At 58.4% G+C, this 15,532-nt stretch carries 16 protein-coding genes; 9 read left to right on the top strand and 7 right to left on the bottom strand.

The features are described 5' to 3' along the window. The first annotated feature begins 165 nt into the window (after positions 1-165). Positions 166-438, top strand: coding sequence for a YnjH family protein (locus ACOQH0_RS09035; protein WP_089599082.1), 273 nt, complete (start codon positions 166-168; stop codon positions 436-438). On the opposite strand, the gene ACOQH0_RS09040 is transcribed toward ACOQH0_RS09035, so the two are convergent. Next, complete coding sequence (locus ACOQH0_RS09040) at positions 398-814, bottom strand: pyrimidine (deoxy)nucleoside triphosphate diphosphatase (protein ID WP_348552428.1); 417 nt, start codon at positions 812-814, stop codon at positions 398-400. The genes ACOQH0_RS09035 and ACOQH0_RS09040 overlap by 41 nt on opposite strands. A gap of 75 nt (positions 815-889) precedes the next feature. Between ACOQH0_RS09040 and ACOQH0_RS09045 the strand changes: the two genes are divergently transcribed. Next, entirely contained in the window at positions 890-1,459 is a 570-nt protein-coding gene (locus ACOQH0_RS09045; protein ID WP_421512042.1) for a carboxymuconolactone decarboxylase family protein, read from the top strand. Continuing rightward, positions 1,452-2,069, top strand: coding sequence for a CDP-alcohol phosphatidyltransferase family protein (locus ACOQH0_RS09050; protein ID WP_421512044.1), 618 nt, complete (start codon positions 1,452-1,454; stop codon positions 2,067-2,069). The genes ACOQH0_RS09045 and ACOQH0_RS09050 overlap by 8 nt, the downstream gene beginning before the upstream one ends. Here ACOQH0_RS09050 and ACOQH0_RS09055 read toward each other — a convergent pair. The 6 genes from ACOQH0_RS09055 to xthA form a co-directional block, all read right to left on the bottom strand. Further along, a complete protein-coding gene (locus ACOQH0_RS09055; protein WP_421512046.1) occupies positions 2,066-3,373 on the bottom strand; it encodes a rhodanese-like domain-containing protein in 1,308 nt (435 codons plus the stop codon). The two genes, ACOQH0_RS09050 and ACOQH0_RS09055, sit on opposite strands and share 4 nt — an antisense overlap. Before the next feature lie 73 nt (positions 3,374-3,446). After that, entirely contained in the window at positions 3,447-4,067 is a 621-nt protein-coding gene (locus ACOQH0_RS09060; protein ID WP_421512048.1) for an ATP-binding cassette domain-containing protein, read from the bottom strand. Further along, positions 4,067-5,602, bottom strand: a complete 1,536-nt coding sequence (locus ACOQH0_RS09065; protein ID WP_421512050.1) for a thiamine ABC transporter permease — start codon at positions 5,600-5,602, stop codon at positions 4,067-4,069. Before ACOQH0_RS09065 ends, ACOQH0_RS09060 begins: the two co-directional genes overlap by 1 nt. Beyond that, complete coding sequence (locus ACOQH0_RS09070) at positions 5,575-6,735, bottom strand: ABC transporter substrate-binding protein (protein ID WP_421512336.1); 1,161 nt, start codon at positions 6,733-6,735, stop codon at positions 5,575-5,577. The genes ACOQH0_RS09065 and ACOQH0_RS09070 overlap by 28 nt, the downstream gene beginning before the upstream one ends. 15 nt (positions 6,736-6,750) lie before the next feature. Next, complete coding sequence (locus ACOQH0_RS09075; protein ID WP_421512052.1) at positions 6,751-7,434, bottom strand: TVP38/TMEM64 family protein; 684 nt, start codon at positions 7,432-7,434, stop codon at positions 6,751-6,753. A gap of 6 nt (positions 7,435-7,440) precedes the next feature. Further along, a complete protein-coding gene (xthA, locus tag ACOQH0_RS09080) occupies positions 7,441-8,247 on the bottom strand; it encodes an exodeoxyribonuclease III (protein ID WP_421512054.1) in 807 nt (268 codons plus the stop codon). A gap of 433 nt (positions 8,248-8,680) precedes the next feature. On the opposite strand from xthA, the gene astC reads away from it, so the two are divergent. From astC to spy, 6 genes are all read left to right on the top strand, one after another. After that, positions 8,681-9,901 carry a succinylornithine/acetylornithine transaminase gene (astC, locus tag ACOQH0_RS09085; protein WP_421512056.1) on the top strand — a complete coding sequence of 407 codons (1,221 nt, stop codon included), beginning with the start codon at positions 8,681-8,683 and terminating at the stop codon, positions 9,899-9,901. Continuing rightward, positions 9,898-10,932: an arginine N-succinyltransferase gene (astA, locus tag ACOQH0_RS09090; protein ID WP_010430122.1), complete on the top strand. Its 1,035-nt coding sequence runs from the start codon at positions 9,898-9,900 to the stop codon at positions 10,930-10,932. The genes astC and astA overlap by 4 nt, the downstream gene beginning before the upstream one ends. Then, the gene (gene astD / locus ACOQH0_RS09095) at positions 10,929-12,416 is read left to right on the top strand and encodes a succinylglutamate-semialdehyde dehydrogenase (RefSeq protein WP_421512058.1); all 1,488 of its coding nucleotides are present in this window, start codon (positions 10,929-10,931) and stop codon (positions 12,414-12,416) included. The genes astA and astD overlap by 4 nt, the downstream gene beginning before the upstream one ends. Further along, positions 12,403-13,728, top strand: coding sequence for an N-succinylarginine dihydrolase (astB, locus tag ACOQH0_RS09100; RefSeq protein WP_421512059.1), 1,326 nt, complete (start codon positions 12,403-12,405; stop codon positions 13,726-13,728). Before astD ends, astB begins: the two co-directional genes overlap by 14 nt. A 9-nt stretch (positions 13,729-13,737) precedes the next feature. Then, positions 13,738-14,703 (top strand): succinylglutamate desuccinylase, encoded by a 966-nt coding sequence (astE, locus tag ACOQH0_RS09105; RefSeq protein WP_421512060.1) that lies wholly within the window; start codon positions 13,738-13,740, stop codon positions 14,701-14,703. Positions 14,704-15,032: 329 nt separating this feature from the next. Beyond that, on the top strand, positions 15,033-15,527 hold the full coding sequence (gene spy / locus ACOQH0_RS09110; RefSeq protein WP_100166970.1) for an ATP-independent periplasmic protein-refolding chaperone Spy: 495 nt from the start codon (positions 15,033-15,035) through the stop codon (positions 15,525-15,527). The last annotated feature ends 5 nt before the right edge of the window (positions 15,528-15,532 follow it).

Consider the following 15,532-nt stretch of genomic DNA (forward strand, 5'->3'; position numbering starts at 1 on the left):
ACTATACCACCCGTACCGCTTTGTGAGGCAAGCAGAAATGTGTGCCGAAAGGGAAATTCATGAGAGAGGGCGGGTCATAACCAAAAGCGATGACGAGATAAATTAAAGGTTCTGCTCAGGTTTACCGTTATAGTCAATATCAGGACACAACAGGAAGACAAGTCGATGAACCGTTATGTGATGACCGCGTTATGTTTGATGTTTACCGCTGGCGCTCAGGCTGACCGCATTCGCCCGGATGTGGAAGTGAACGTGCCGCCAGAGGTTTTTAGCTCCAGCGGCCAGCGCGCGCAGCCGTGCAATCAGTGCTGCATCTATCAGGATCAAAACTATTCTGAAGGGGCGGTGGTTAAAGCGGACGGTGTTTTACTGCAGTGCCAGCGTGATGAACGCACCATTAGCACGAATCCGCTGGTCTGGCGTCGCGTAAAAGAATAAAGGCCTCCAGCAGCGGAATATCCGCCGGGGCTAAGTCGTAGGCGAACGCCTCTTCCGGCGTACACCACACCAGCGCGCTGTGGTAGTGCGCCGTGAGCTCTCCACTGAAGACGGGAACATGCCAGGCGTGCAGGTTGATTAACCGCTGCGACACTTCGCGCTCGTGGCTTGCCACGTAGCGCGCAGGCTGAGCCTCAATGCCCAACTCTTCACGCAGTTCGCGGATCAGCGCCTCGGGCTGGGTTTCACCGGCTTCGACTTTCCCGCCTGCAAATTCCCACATTCCCGGCTGGTCGGCGTGGGCAGGGCGCTGTGCCAGTAAAATGTTATCGTCTTTTTCGATGATGGCGGCAACGACATCGAGTGTTTTCAGCATGGTCGTCAATAATTGTTAGCAAAAAAAGACATATTATCGTGCCCTTTCTCAGAGTCCAGCTATCAGGAGAATCAGGTGAAAAAGACCACCACCTGGGTTGCCCCCATCGAATCCCTTCCCGCCAGCCTTAAGCCGATTGCCGCCATACAGAAAAAACATTTTGGCGCGGTGCTTAATCCCACTCGCTGGTGGGGACGGATGCCGCGTCTGTTCTGGCTGGTGGCGCTGTTCGTCGGTTATCTGGAGCGCCGCAAGGCACCTCTTTCCCCGGTGCTGCGTTCACTGCTGATGACACGCGTGTCGCAGCTGTGTCACTGCGCATTTTGTATTGATGCCAACAGCCTGCGGCTTGCCGAGCGGGCGGGCGCGCTGGATAAAGTTCAGGCGGTGAGCCACTGGCGTGAAAGCGATGTATTCAGCGACGAGGAGTGCGCTGCGCTGGCGTACGCCGAAGCCGTCAGCGCCACGCCGCCACAGGTGGATGACGTGGTCAAAGCGCAGTTGAAGCGCCACTTTACAGACGACGCGATTACCGAAATGACGGCGTTGATTGCGTTTCAAAACCTCTCGGCACGTTTCAATGCCGCGCTCGACATTCCTGCTCAGGGGCTGTGCGCTACCTTTAAAGAGAAACCCCATGCTTGATAAACACCTGCATCCTCGCCTGAAACCTCTCCTTAACCAGCTCGTGGCCGTGCTGGATAAATCCTTCATTACCCCTGATGGCCTGACGTTAACGGGATTTGCCGTCGGCGTGCTGGCGCTGCCGTTTCTGGCGCTCGGCTGGTATTTTGCTGCGCTGGTCGCCATCGTATTCAACCGCCTGCTGGATGGTCTGGACGGTGCGCTGGCGCGCCGCAGGGGATTAACCGATGCGGGAGGGTTTCTGGATATCGCGCTCGATTTTCTGTTTTACGCGCTGGTCCCGTTTGGCTTTGCCCTGGCTGCGCCCGCCGAGAATGCGCTGGCCGCCGCCTGGCTGTTGTTCGCGTTTATCGGCACCGGCAGCAGTTTTCTGGCGTTTGCGGCGCTGGCGGCGAAACACGATATCGACAACTCCGGCTATGCGCACAAGTCGTTTTATTACATCGGTGGGCTAACGGAAGGGACGGAAACCATCGCGCTGTTCGTACTGTGCTGCCTGTTTCCGGCGCACTTTACGCTGTTTGCGTGGATATTCGGCGCGTTGTGCTGGCTGACCACCACAACGCGCATCTGGAGCGGCTATGTGACGCTGAAGTCACTCAACGCTTAGAGGGTACTCTCAGGCCCGCGTTTGCCGGTAGAGACCGGATTTTGCGGATGACTGCTCCATTCGTACCAGCCGCCGTCATAGACGGCGACGTTCTTCCAGCCCATCGCGCGGGCGTACATAAAGCTTTCTGACGCCCGCCAGCCGGTGCCGCAGTAAAACGCGACGTGCTGCTCAGGCTGGATGTGCCAGGTCTTCCACATGGCGGCTATATCATCGGCGCTGCGCATGGTGCCATCCGGGTTATGGAAATCTTCCATGTGGGTCGAGTCGCTACCCGCGTGACCCCAGCGCGCCCCGGCAATTTCACCTTTGGGCTTGATGTAGCTGTAGCCGCTGGTGTCACCGATAAACTCCGGCCACGAACGAATGCTGACCAGCGAGGCATCCTGACGGTGTAGCATGCCGCGCGCCTGTTCCATATCCACCATTAGCTGCGGCTGGCCGGGGATCGGTGCACCGAAATCCGGGGCGGGCTTCACGTTTGCGGGCATACCGCGCTCAACCGGCAGGTTGGCCTCTGACCATGCTTTCCAGCCGCCGTCGAGAATGCGAACATCCTTCACGCCCGCATACAGCATGATTTGCGCCACGCGCGCGGCGGCGTAAACGTCACGGCCATACAGAATGACAGTGGTATCGTGACGGATCCCGTGCTTCGCCAGCATCGCTTTCAGCGCGTCGTCAGAAACCTTATTCCACAGCGGCTCGCTTTCCACCTCGTTAGTGTCGATGTAACCCGCGCCGGGGATATGGTTCAGCAGGTAAAACTTCGGTGCGCCCCAGGCGGCTTCAATCACTTTCCAGTCGCCAGCCGGGGCGGCGGTGACCGGTTTGCCTTGTTGCAGCTGGTGGATCCACTGCGGGTAGACAAGTTGTTCAAAGTGCGGCAGGCGCTGCAGGCGGTCGGGCGTTTGCAGGGCATCGCTGAGAAGCGACACATGCGCGTATCCGGCCTTCTCCAGGCGGGCTTTAACGGCCTGGTTTTCGGCATCGCGGCCGTAAAGGGCAATGGGCGTGGAGGGGGTAAGCTGATGCTGCTTTATCCACGCGCTAATCTGCTCGTCGCTCATGGCACTAAGCCAGGAGGCCGCCAGGTTGAGCGCGGCGGGTTCATGCCCGGAGGGGCCGCTGAGCGTTTGCGGCCAGCCGTTGTAAAACGCGCTGGGGCGGGTGTCGATGGCTTTGCCCTGTTGTGCCTGCAGTTCGGCCAGCGTAAGCGAAGAGGACATATCAGCCGCCACGGCGGAGAGTGAGGCGAGGCCGCAGAGCAGGGCCAGCGCGGTCAGTTGAGAAACACGTTTCATCGAATAACCTGACGTCAGTAAAAGAGGGGGGCATTGTCGTCTCTCCCGGATCTGAAAACATTGCGTTAGCACATTATTGCCAGCGAGAAATCTCGATCACCTTGCCACCGGGCGGAATGTCTTCCTCATCATGGGTGACCAGCACCGCTGGAATATTACGCGCACGAACGGCGTCAAACACCCAGGTTCGAAACGTCGTTCGTAACGCTTTATCGAGGCGGCTGAAAGGTTCATCCAGCAATAATGCCTGCGGCTCCGCAAGCAGGGCGCGCAGCAGGCTGACCCGGGCGCGTTCTCCGCCGGAAAGCGTAGCAGGGTCGCTGGCAGAGTAATTTGCCAGCCCGGCAGAACGTAGCGCCTGCTCAACGCGTTCCCGACGCGCCTCGCCTTTAATGCGGGAAGGCAGGGCGAGCATCAGGTTTTGCCCGACGCTGAAGTGGTCAAACAGCAGGGCGTCCTGAAAGAGGATCCCTAAACCACGCGTTTCCACGGGCAAGGTGTCACAGCGGCGTTCATCAAGCCACAGTTCTCCCTGCGCCTTAAAATCAGAAGATAACGCCCCCACCATCCAGGAGAAAAGTGTCGACTTCCCGCTACCGGACGGCCCCATCAGGGTCACTATCTCCCCGCGCGGTACACAAAAATTGACCTGCCGGAAAAGCGGTTCAATGGTCAGATTTTGCACCTTTAACATTAACGTAATCCTCGACGGTAGCGGCCTGCCAGTCTGGATAAGAGGGCGGCGATACCAAAAACAATGCCTGTTACCAGCAGTAATCCCAGCGCGCGAGTAGCCAGGATCGGAAGACTTCCCCCGCTGCTGAGCGCCACGGTTTCAGTGGTCAGCGTGGCAAAACGTCCGGCACCCAGCCACAGTGTGGGCATGTATTGCGCCATGCTCACCGAAAACCCGGTGGCAAAAGCCAGTAACGCCGGGCGTACCAGCAGCGGGCATTTTAGCATCCAGAATATTTTCATCCGTCCCCAGCCAAGCGTTCTGGCGGAGAGGAACAGTCGGGGATCCAGCTTTTGCCAGGCAGGTTGCAGCACCAGCAGCGTCCAGGGCAACACCCACAGCAGATGCCCCCAGAGCACGGCAGCGAACTGCCCGTCGATGCCCAGCGTGAGCGCAACGGCATATTGACCGGAGACAAGAGGTAGCGCGGGCAACGCGAGCGGCAGCCAGATCCACAGCGCGCCTCTTCTGGGCCCCCATTCGAGCCAGAGAAAACTCAGCCCAAGCGCCAGCACGCCAGAGAGCGTCCCCAGCGTAAGGCTGGTGGTTAACGGGGACAGCGCGGCCTCTTCGGGACGCGCTAAACCGAGCAGCACGATGGCGCAGAGGATCCCACATCCCGGTAGCCACCAGGCGAGCGACTTTTCCGGTACCGGCAGGGACGCGCGGCGCCTGACGCCGGAGAGGTTTGGCAAGGTGCGTCGCCAGACTTTCCAGATGCCGAATCCCACGCCGGCCAGCAGCGCCAGAGTCAGGAGTAAGAGAAGGCAAACGAGCGTTCCCTGCGCCTGCTGCTGCGCATCGCCCTGGCTGAGCCACTGCCAGGCCAGCACCGCCAGCGTGGGGGGATTACCTGGCCCCAGAATAATGGCAACATCCACCACAGACAGCGACCAGGCCAGAACGGCCAGCATCACGGCCCCCAGCGCGGGGGCAATGGTCGGCAGGACCAGCCAGCACAGGCGCTGAAGGCGTCCGTAACCGAGGGTACGCAAAACCACATTCTTCTGCGCCAACTGCGCTTCAGGTAGCGCGGCATAGAGTGCCCACAGGACAAACGCGCTCTCTTTGACCGCGAGCGTCAGCCCCAGCCCGATGCCATAACGATCGAGTTGCGGTGAGCAGAAAGTGCAGACCTGATAAAACAGCCCTCCCTCGGCAAACAGGAGTAACGCGCTGGTCGCGAAAGCGACGTGGGGCACCGCCAGCATCCAGGGTAACTGCGTGCACAAGCGACGCCAGCGTTCGCCGGGCCACAGCAGCGTGATGAACCCCAGTGCAATCACCAGCGAACCCAGCGTTGCTAACAGCATCGAGACCAGCGTGGCGGCAAATGCCTGCGGCAACTGGGGATCGTCAGCCAGCGCCTGCCAGCTATCGAGCGACAGCGCCGGAGTAAACAGCATAGCGACGGCAGGAAGCAGCGGGAGATAAATCACCGCCATTACCAGCCAGATCGCCGCGCTTAGCGGGTGCCGTAACGGCGAAGCCATTCCTGCTCCAGCGCGTTAACCCAGGCGGCGTGCGGTTCAGGAAGAACTGCCGGTAACGCTTCTGGCGTGTGGCTGCGAAGTCGCTTCGCCTCATCGGCGGGTAGCGTTCCCGCGTCCAGCACGCTCGGGTCACCCCACACGGCCGGGTCGGCTTTGCGAATCTGCGCCTGCGGTGAAAGCAGGAAGTTTGCCACCACTTTTGCCCCCGCACTGGCGCTGGCATTCGCCGGAATGGCGACAAAATGGACGTTACCGATTGTGCCGTTCTTAAACCCGAAGCTGTAGCTGTCGGCAGGCAGTTCACCGCTGGCGACCTTTTGCCGGGTATGCGCCGGGTTAAAGGTCATCGACAGAGCCAGGTTGCCGCTGGCGAGCAGGGCATCCATGCGCGCGGGCGAGGGAGGAAAATCTTGCCCTTTACGCCACAGCAGTGGATGCAGCGTGTCGAGGTAGCGCCACAGCGGCGCGGTAACCTGCTGGAAGGTATCATCCGGCGCTTTTTTTAGCGCGTCAGGCTGTGTGGTGAGCGTCAGAAGCAGCTGTTCCAGGAACGCCGTGCCGGTAAAGTCAGGCGGGCGCGGATAAGTGACCTTGCCCGGATGCTGCTGCGCCCAGGCAAGCAATGCCTGGGGGGTATCTGGCGGCGCAGACATGCTTGCTTTACGGGCGATAAAGGTCAGCTGCGCGCCGCCCCACGGCGATTCTGCTCCCTCGGTTGGGATGGCAAAATCCTCCGTAACCGGTTTACGCGTATCAACGTATCGCCAGTTCGGCAGTTGCTGTGCCCATTCGGTTTGCAGCAAACCCGCCTCTTTTAGGGTGCGGAAATTTTCTCCGTTAACCCAGAGTAAATCGATCGAGCCGTTGTGGTTTCGCCCTGCGGCATGTTCCGTCTGGATGCGTTTTACCGCATCGGCGGCATCCGCCAGACGAACAATCCTGAGGTCAATCGCATAGTGCATTTTCATTTCGCCGCTAACCCAGTCCAGGTAGCGGTTTACCGCCGGATCGCCACCCCAGGCATTAAACCAGACGGTCTGGCCTTTTGCCTGTTGTTGAAGGGATTGCCAGCTGTCTGCAGAAAAGGCTGGCGCCGCCAGCAGCAGGCTTGTCAGAAACGCGCAAAAACGCACACGGCGCATAATGCCTCACTTTTTGAACGAAGAGGTGTAACGGGAAAAGAGCCAGCGGGTGGCCAGCGGGAATAACCCCAGTAGTGTAAAGGCGAACAGCACACCCGGCGACAAAATATCGCGCAGTGATGTCACTCTTCCTAGCTCGCGCCCGGCGTTGAGAAAGACAACCGTTGCAGGCAGCATGGCGGCCTGACTTACCCACCAGTAGCGACGCACCGTGATGCGGGTCAGCCCCATCAGCAAATTCACCAGGAAAAACGGAAACAGCGGCATCAGGCGAAGGGCAAAAAGGTACCCCGCGCCGTCACGCGCCATCCCGGCATTGACCGTTTTCATCTGTAGCGTAAAACGCCGTTGCACCCCGTCGCGAAGCAGATAACGGCTGGCGAGCATCGCCAGCGTGGCGCCGAGCGTGGACGCAAACGACACCAGCAGTACGCCTTCCCACAAGCTGAAAAGTGCACCACCCAGCAGCGTCAGGATGGCTGCGCCAGGGATCGACAGGGCGCTTACCACGACATAGATAACAAAATAGGTGAGCGCACTTCGCAGGGGGGCATGTTCGACCTGCGTGAGCAACGCCTGCTGGTGCGTTTTTATCACGTCGAGGGAGAGCGTACCCGGTGGCAGGAGGATGAACGCCAGCGCAAAGGCGCCCAGAAGGGCGCACAGGGAAAGTGTTTTTTGAATGTTCAAACCGGGTTACAGCTTGAATTTCGCCCACACCGGCGCGTGGTCAGACGGTTTTTCCATGCTACGGATATCGTAGTCAATACCGGTTTCGATGCAGCGTTCTGCCAGTGGGGAGCTGGCCAACAGCAGGTCGATGCGCAGGCCACGGTTGTCATCAAAGCCTTTTGAGCGATAGTCAAACCACGAGAAGCGATCCTGCGTCTCCGGGTTGGCGGTACGGAAGGTATCCACCAGGCCCCAGTCCAGCAGGCGCTGCATCCACTCGCGCTCTTCCGGCAGGAAGGAACATTTGCCGGTACGCAGCCAGCGTTTGCGGCTGTCTTCACCGATGCCAATATCCTGGTCGGTCGGGCTGATGTTCACATCACCCATAATCAGCACCGGGTTGTCTTTGTTCAGTTCGGTGGTCAGATAGTCCTGCAGATCCTGATAAAACTTGGCTTTGGCCGGGAATTTGGTCGGATGGTCGCGGCTTTCGCCCTGGGGAAAGTAACCATTGATCACGGTGATGTTCCCCAGCGGGGAAGGCAGCTCCGCCATGATGATGCGGCGCTGTGCTTCTTCGTCATCGCCGGGAAAACCACGGCGCACAGAAACGGGCGTCTCTTTGGTCAACAGCGCAACGCCGTAATGGCCTTTCTGCCCATGATAAAAGACGTTGTAACCGAGTTTCGCCACCTCTTCGAGGGGGAACATGTCGTCGTGAACCTTGGTCTCCTGCAGGCCGATCACATCTGGTTGATGTTGCTCAACAATGGCTTCAAGCTGATGAGGACGGGCGCGCAGGCCGTTGATATTAAAAGAGACAAATTTCATAGTCGCTGCCAGTGCAAGGTGAATAGTGCATGGATGGTAGCAGAAATTGTGTCGTCTGTTATCCGCTTCGCCCAATTACTGCGACAGATAATGCCAACGGTGCAATTTTTGCACCATTCTGACGCGTCTTGCCCCCAAACAGAGCGTAAAGGGTCAATAAATTTCGCGAGCGATCACAATTCCAGAATTATATTTGGCCTGTGCATACTCTTTCTGATTTTCATGCGGCAAAGCGCCGCTTGTCGTAAAAATATTCACTTTTTATGCATTAACAGTGAATAACTCCATATCGTAACCTGTTGATATTCTGTCTTGCTATCCCATTTATGCATTTTTATCGCTGGCTGGCACGAAGCGTGCAATCTACATTCACAGTGCAAACACCTAATTATTTAACATTCAAATAACTTTTTATTTACCGGATGAGGTCGCTATGTCTCTGTCAATTACGCGTGAAAATTTCGATGAATGGATGATGCCGGTTTACGCTCCGGCGGCTTTTATTCCGGTACGTGGGGAAGGCTCGCGCCTGTGGGATCAGCAGGGCAAAGAGTACATCGACTTTGCGGGGGGGATTGCGGTGAATGCGCTGGGCCATGCGCACCCGGCGCTGCGTCAGGCGCTGAACGACCAGGCGGCGAAGTTCTGGCATACCGGTAACGGCTTTACCAACGAGCCTGCGCTGCGCCTGGCAAAAAAACTGATCGACGCGACCTTTGCCGAAAAAGTGTTTTTCTGTAACTCGGGGGCGGAAGCCAACGAAGCGGCGCTGAAGCTGGCGCGTAAATATGCCCACGACAAGTTTGGCACGCACAAGAGCGGGATTGTGGCGTTTAAGAATGCCTTCCACGGCCGCACGCTGTTTACCGTCAGCGCAGGCGGTCAGCCTTCTTACTCTCAGGACTTTGCGCCGCTGCCACCGGATATCCGTCACGCCATCTATAACGATCTGCAGTCCGCCAGCGAGTTGATTGACGACACAACCTGTGCGGTGATCGTCGAGCCGATGCAGGGCGAGGGTGGCGTACTTCCGGCGCAAAAAGCCTTCCTGCAGGGGCTGCGCGAGCTGTGCGATCGTCACAATGCGGTGCTGATTTTCGACGAAGTGCAGACCGGCGTGGGCCGCACCGGTGAGTTGTATGCCTATATGCACTATGGCGTTACCCCGGACGTGCTCTCAACCGCCAAAGCGCTGGGCGGCGGCTTCCCGATTGGGGCTATGCTGACCACCGATAAATTTGCCGGCGTGATGACCGTGGGCACCCATGGCACCACCTACGGCGGTAACCCGCTGGCTACCGCCGTCGCCGGGCAGGTGCTCGACATCATTAACACCCCTGAGGTGCTGAAAGGCGTTAAGCAGCGTCACGACTGGTTTGTTGAGCGCCTGAATGCCATTAACAGCAAAATGGGGCTGTTTAAAGAAATTCGCGGTCTGGGGCTGTTAATCGGCTGCGAACTCACGTCGGAGTTTGCCGGAAAAGCTAAACTTATTTCACAGGAAGCGGCAAAAGTGGGCGTGATGGTGCTGATTGCCGGTGCCAACGTGGTGCGGTTTGCCCCTGCGCTGATCGTCAGCGAAGAAGAGGTGAGAACTGGCTTAGACCGTTTTGCTCTGGCCTGTGAACAGGTGAAATCCGGGGTGTCATCATGATGGTCATCCGTCCCGTTGAGCGCGGCGATCTCGCCGGGCTTATGCAGCTTGCCGGTAAGACGGGAGGCGGGCTGACCTCGCTTCCCGCCGATGAAAAAACGCTGTCGGCGCGCATTGAGCGCGCCCTGCACACCTGGCAGGGGACGTTGCCAAAAAGCGAACAGGGCTATGTGTTCGTGCTGGAAGAGACCGACACGGGCACCGTGGCCGGGATCTGCGCCATTGAAGTGGCCGTCGGGCTTAACGATCCGTGGTACAACTACCGCGTCGGTACCATGGTTCACGCCTCGAAAGAGCTGAACGTCTATAACGCGCTGCCCACGCTGTTTCTATGTAATGACCACACGGGTGCCAGCGAGCTGTGCACGCTGTTCCTCGATCCGGCGTGGCGCAAAGAGGGCAACGGCTATCTGCTCTCCAAATCGCGCTTTATGTTTATGGCCGCCTTTCGCGATCGCTTTAACGAAAAAGTGGTTGCCGAGATGCGCGGCGTGATTGATGAGACAGGCTACTCGCCGTTCTGGGAGAGCCTGGGCGAGCGCTTCTTCTCGATGGAGTTCAGCCGGGCAGACTATCTCTGCGGCACGGGCCAGAAAGCCTTTATTGCCGAACTGATGCCGAAACATCCTATTTATACCCATTTCCTCACCCCGGAAGCGCAGGCAGTGATCGGCGAAGTGCATCCGCAGACCGCGCCCGCCCGCGCGGTGCTGGAGAAAGAGGGGTTCCGCTACCGTAACTATGTCGACATCTTCGACGGTGGCCCAACGCTTGAGTGTGACATCGACCGCGTGCGTGCCATTCGTAAAAGCCGTCTGGTGACGGTCTCCGAAGGACAGCCCGCGCCGGGCGAATGGCCAGCCTGTCTGGTCTCCAACGAAAATTACAACAATTTCCGCGCCATGCTGGTACGTACTGACCCTAAATGTGAGCGTCTGGTACTGACGGCGGCGCAGCTGGATGCATTGAAATGTAACGCGGGCGACTCGGTTCGCCTGGTGCGTCTCTGCCCTGAGGAGAAAACAGCATGACTTTATGGATTAACGGTGACTGGGTAACGGGTGAAGGCGACCTGCGGGTAAAAACCAATCCGGTCGGCCAGGCGGTGCTCTGGAAAGGAAATGATGCCAGTGCCGGGCAGGTAGAACAGGCGGGCCAGGCTGCTCGCCGCGCGTTTCCGGCATGGGCAAAACAGCCCTTCTCCGTGCGCCAGGCGATTGTGGAAAAATTTGCCGGGCTGCTGGAGGCGAATAAGGCCGAACTGACGCGCATCATTGCGTCCGAAACCAGTAAACCGCGCTGGGAAGCGACCACCGAAGTGACGGCGATGATCAACAAAATCGCCATTTCGATCAAGGCGTACCACACCCGCACCGGCGAACAGCATACCGAGATGCCGGACGGCGCGGCCACGCTGCGCCACCGTCCACATGGCGTGCTGGCGGTATTTGGCCCGTACAACTTCCCGGGGCATCTGCCGAACGGCCACATTGTGCCCGCGCTGCTGGCGGGCAATACCGTTATTTTCAAACCGAGCGAGCTCACGCCATTAACCGGCGAGGCGGTGGTGAAGCTGTGGGAACAGGCCGGTCTGCCGCCGGGCGTGCTGAACCTGGTGCAGGGCGGGCGCGAAACCGGTCAGGCGCTGAGTGCGCTGAGCGATATCGATGGCCTGCTGTTTACCGGCAGCGCCGGAACGGGCTATCAGCTGCATCGCCAGCTGGCAGGTCAGCCGGAGAAAATTCTGGCACTGGAAATGGGCGGCAACAACCCGCTGATTGTCGAAGATCCTGATGATATCGACGCCGCGGTGCACCTGACGATTCAGTCCGCCTTTATTACCGCCGGACAGCGCTGTACCTGTGCCCGCCGCCTGTTGGTCAAGCATGGCGCGCAGGGGGATGCCTTCCTGAAGCGTCTGGTAGAGGTGAGCGCGCGTCTGGTGCCTGCCGCGTGGGATGCCGACCCGCAGCCGTTTATTGGCGGGCTTATTTCCGAACAGGCCGCGCTGAACGTGCTGAAAGCCTGGCAGGACCACGTCGCGCACGGCGCGAAAACCCTGCTGGAGCCGAAGCTGGTTCAGCCTGGTACCTCGCTGCTGACGCCGGGCATTATTGAGATGAGCGGCGCAAGCAACGTGCCGGATGAAGAGGTCTTTGGCCCGCTGCTGTGCGTCTGGCGCTATGACGATTTTGATGCGGCCATCGCGATGGCGAATAACACCCGCTACGGCCTGTCGAGCGGGCTGATTTCACCGCATCGCGAGAAGTTTGATCAGCTGCTGCTTGAAGCGCGCGCCGGGATTGTGAACTGGAACAAACCGCTGACCGGGGCGGCAAGTACCGCCCCGTTCGGCGGCGTGGGCGCGTCGGGCAACCATCGCGCCAGCGCGTGGTATGCCGCCGATTACTGCGCGTGGCCGATGGCGAGTCTGGAAACTCCAGCGCTGACGCTGCCGGAGACGCTCAATCCGGGGCTGGATTTTACCGGAGGGGATCGCCATGAAAGCGCGTGAGGTTAACTTTGACGGGCTGGTGGGGCTGACGCACCACTATGCCGGTCTCTCATTCGGGAATGAAGCCTCGACGAAGCACCGTTTTCAGGTCTCCAACCCGAAGCTAGCGGCGAAGCAGGGGCTGCTAAAAATGAAGGCGCTGGCGGATGCCGGTTTCCCGCAGGCGGTCATCCCGCCGCAGGAGCGCCCGAACGTGGCCGTCCTTCGCCAGCTCGGCTTTAGCGGTACTGATGAGCAGGTGGTAGAAAAAGCGGGGATGCAAACGCCGCACCTGCTCTCTGCTGCAAGCTCCGCGTCGTCAATGTGGGTGGCAAACGCGGCGACCGTCGCGCCGTCAGCCGACACGCTGGATGGCAAAGTCCATCTGACCGTGGCGAACCTGAATAACAAATTCCACCGCGCCACCGAAGCGGAAACCACCGAGCGCGTGCTGCGCGCCATATTCCAGAATGACGCCCGTTTCGAGGTGCATCAGGCCCTGCCGCAGGTGGCGATGTTTGGCGACGAAGGGGCAGCCAACCACAACCGGCTGGGCGGTGATTATGGCGATCCTGCCGTGCAGCTGTTTATCTACGGGCGGGAAGAGGGCGGTCACAACGCGCCCACGCGCTATCCTGCACGCCAGACGCTGGCGGCGAGCCAGGCGGTTGCCCGGCTGAACCAGGTCAATCCGTCACAGGCGATCTTTGCCCAGCAAAACCCGCAGGTGATCGACCAGGGCGTATTCCATAACGACGTGATTGCTGTCTCCAACCGTCAGGTGCTGTTCTGCCATGAACAGGCGTTTGCGCATCAGGAGAGGTTGCTTGCCACGCTGCATGAGCATGTACCCGGTTTTACGCCTATTCAGGTACCCACCCAGGCGGTGAGCGTGCAGGATGCGGTAGAAACCTACCTCTTCAACAGCCAACTGCTGAGCCGTGACGATGGCAGCATGATGCTGGTGCTGCCGCAGGAGTCCCGTAGTCATCAGGGCGTGTGGCGTTATTTGAGCGAACTGGTGAAAGCCGATAATCCGATTGATGAACTGCGCGTCTTTGATCTGCGTGAAAGCATGGCCAACGGCGGCGGGCCAGCCTGTTTACGTCTGCGCGTGGTGTTGACGCAGGACGAAATGCAGGCGGTAAACCCGGCGGTCATGATGAACGATACGCTCTTTGCGCGGCTGAACGACTGGGTCGATCGTTACTATCGGGATCGCTTAACCCAGGCCGATCTGGTTGACCCGCAGCTTCTGCGTGAAGGGCGCGAGGCGCTGGATGCGTTATCGACAATCCTGCAGCTGGGATCGGTTTATCCGTTCCAGCGCTAAGGGGCTGATATGGAAAATTTACTGGCGCTGACGCTGGCAGACGAAACGCCCGAACAGACTGAGGGCGATGGCCCCTCATTCCACTGGCGCTGGCTGGGACGGGGCGTACTTGAACTGACGCCGTTTGCGCAGAGCGACGTATCGCTTCTGCTGTCGAGCGGTATTCACGGCAACGAAACCGCACCCGTTGAGATTGTCGACCTGCTGTTGCGCGCGTTGTACCGTGGAGAGATTATGCTCGCGTGTCGCGTGCTGGTGGTGTTTGGCAATCCGCCAGCGCTGGCGCAAAACAAACGTTACCTGGTGAGTGATATCAACAGGATGTTTGGGGGCCGCTGGTCGCAGTTCCCCCAAAGCGATGAAACGGCGCGCGCGCAGTGGCTGGAGAGCGTAGTAACGACGTTTTTTGTCACCGCGGGGGGAACGCGCTGGCACCTCGACCTGCATACGGCTATCCGTGCCTCTTATCATGTGCGTTTTGGCGTCCTGCCGCAGCGCAGTCAGCCCTGGGATGAAACCTTTCTGAGCTGGCTGGGGGATGCGGGGCTGGAAGCCCTGGTCTTCCATCAGTCGCCGGGCGGTACGTTCACCCATTTTACGTGTGAAAACTTCAGCGCGCTGGCCTGCACGCTGGAGCTGGGAAAAGCGCTGCCTTTCGGGGAGAACGATCTGACGCGTTTTGCTCCGACGCACTCTGCGCTTCGGGCGCTGCTCGGCGGCACCGCGCCGGAACATGCGCAGGAGCCTGTCGTGCGTTATCGGGTCGTGCAGCAGATCACCCGTCGCAGCGATGCCTTCCTTCTCCATATGGCGGCCCACACGCTGAACTTCACGCCGTTCCGTCAAGGGGTACTCCTGGCAGAAGACGGTGACGAGCGATACGAGGTGCAGAAAGCCACAGAGTATGTTTTATTCCCCAATCCGTCGGTGGCGTTTGGTCTGCGAGCCGGACTGATGCTGGAAAAATTAGCCTGATAATTTCCCCTCTTGAAGTAAGAGGGGAAATTATTTTCTTAGCAATGAAGGCGGTTATATCTCTTTTGCGGAATATTCCTGGATAATTGCTTTATTAATAAACGACACTTCGTTATACTCCTACATAATCTCTTTAAAATCAGCGTATTGAATATTTATGTTTCACCTCTCCATGTTTTATCCTTAATTCCTCCACATTTGGCGAAAAATTGTTTTTTACACTTTCATTGTTTTACCGTTGCTCTGATTAATTGACGATAAACCCCGTAAAGTGAATATCGTCAACACGGCATAGCGCCGAAGAATAACTGAAAGTAAGGAAATACATTATGCGTAAGTTAACTGCACTGTTTGTTGCCTCTACCCTGGCTCTGGGCGCTACCAGCATGGCGTTCGCCGCAGATACCGCCACCACGACCGCCGCGCCAACTGAAGGCAAAATGATGATGCATCATAAAGGCAAGCCGGGTATGCACCATGAGATGATGATGTTTAAAGACCTGAATCTGACCGACGCGCAGAAACAGCAGGTTCGCGACATCATGAAAAGCCAGCGTGACCAGATGAAACGTCCTCCGCTGGAAGAGCGCCGCGCGATGCATGACATCATTGCCAGCGACAGCTTCGATAAAGCGAAAGCGGAAGCGCAGATCGACAAAATGGCAGAGCAGCATAAAGCCCGCATGCTTGCCCACATGGAAACCCAGAATAAGATCTACAACATTCTGACCCCGGAACAGAAAAAACAGTTTAATGCCAATTTTGAGAAGCGTCTGACAGAACGTCCGGCGCCGGAAGGTAAAATGCCAGCACCAGCCGAATAATCGGT

Source organism: Enterobacter sp. JS8-1, assembly GCF_049187015.1.
Taxonomy (GTDB): domain Bacteria; phylum Pseudomonadota; class Gammaproteobacteria; order Enterobacterales; family Enterobacteriaceae; genus Enterobacter; species Enterobacter mori.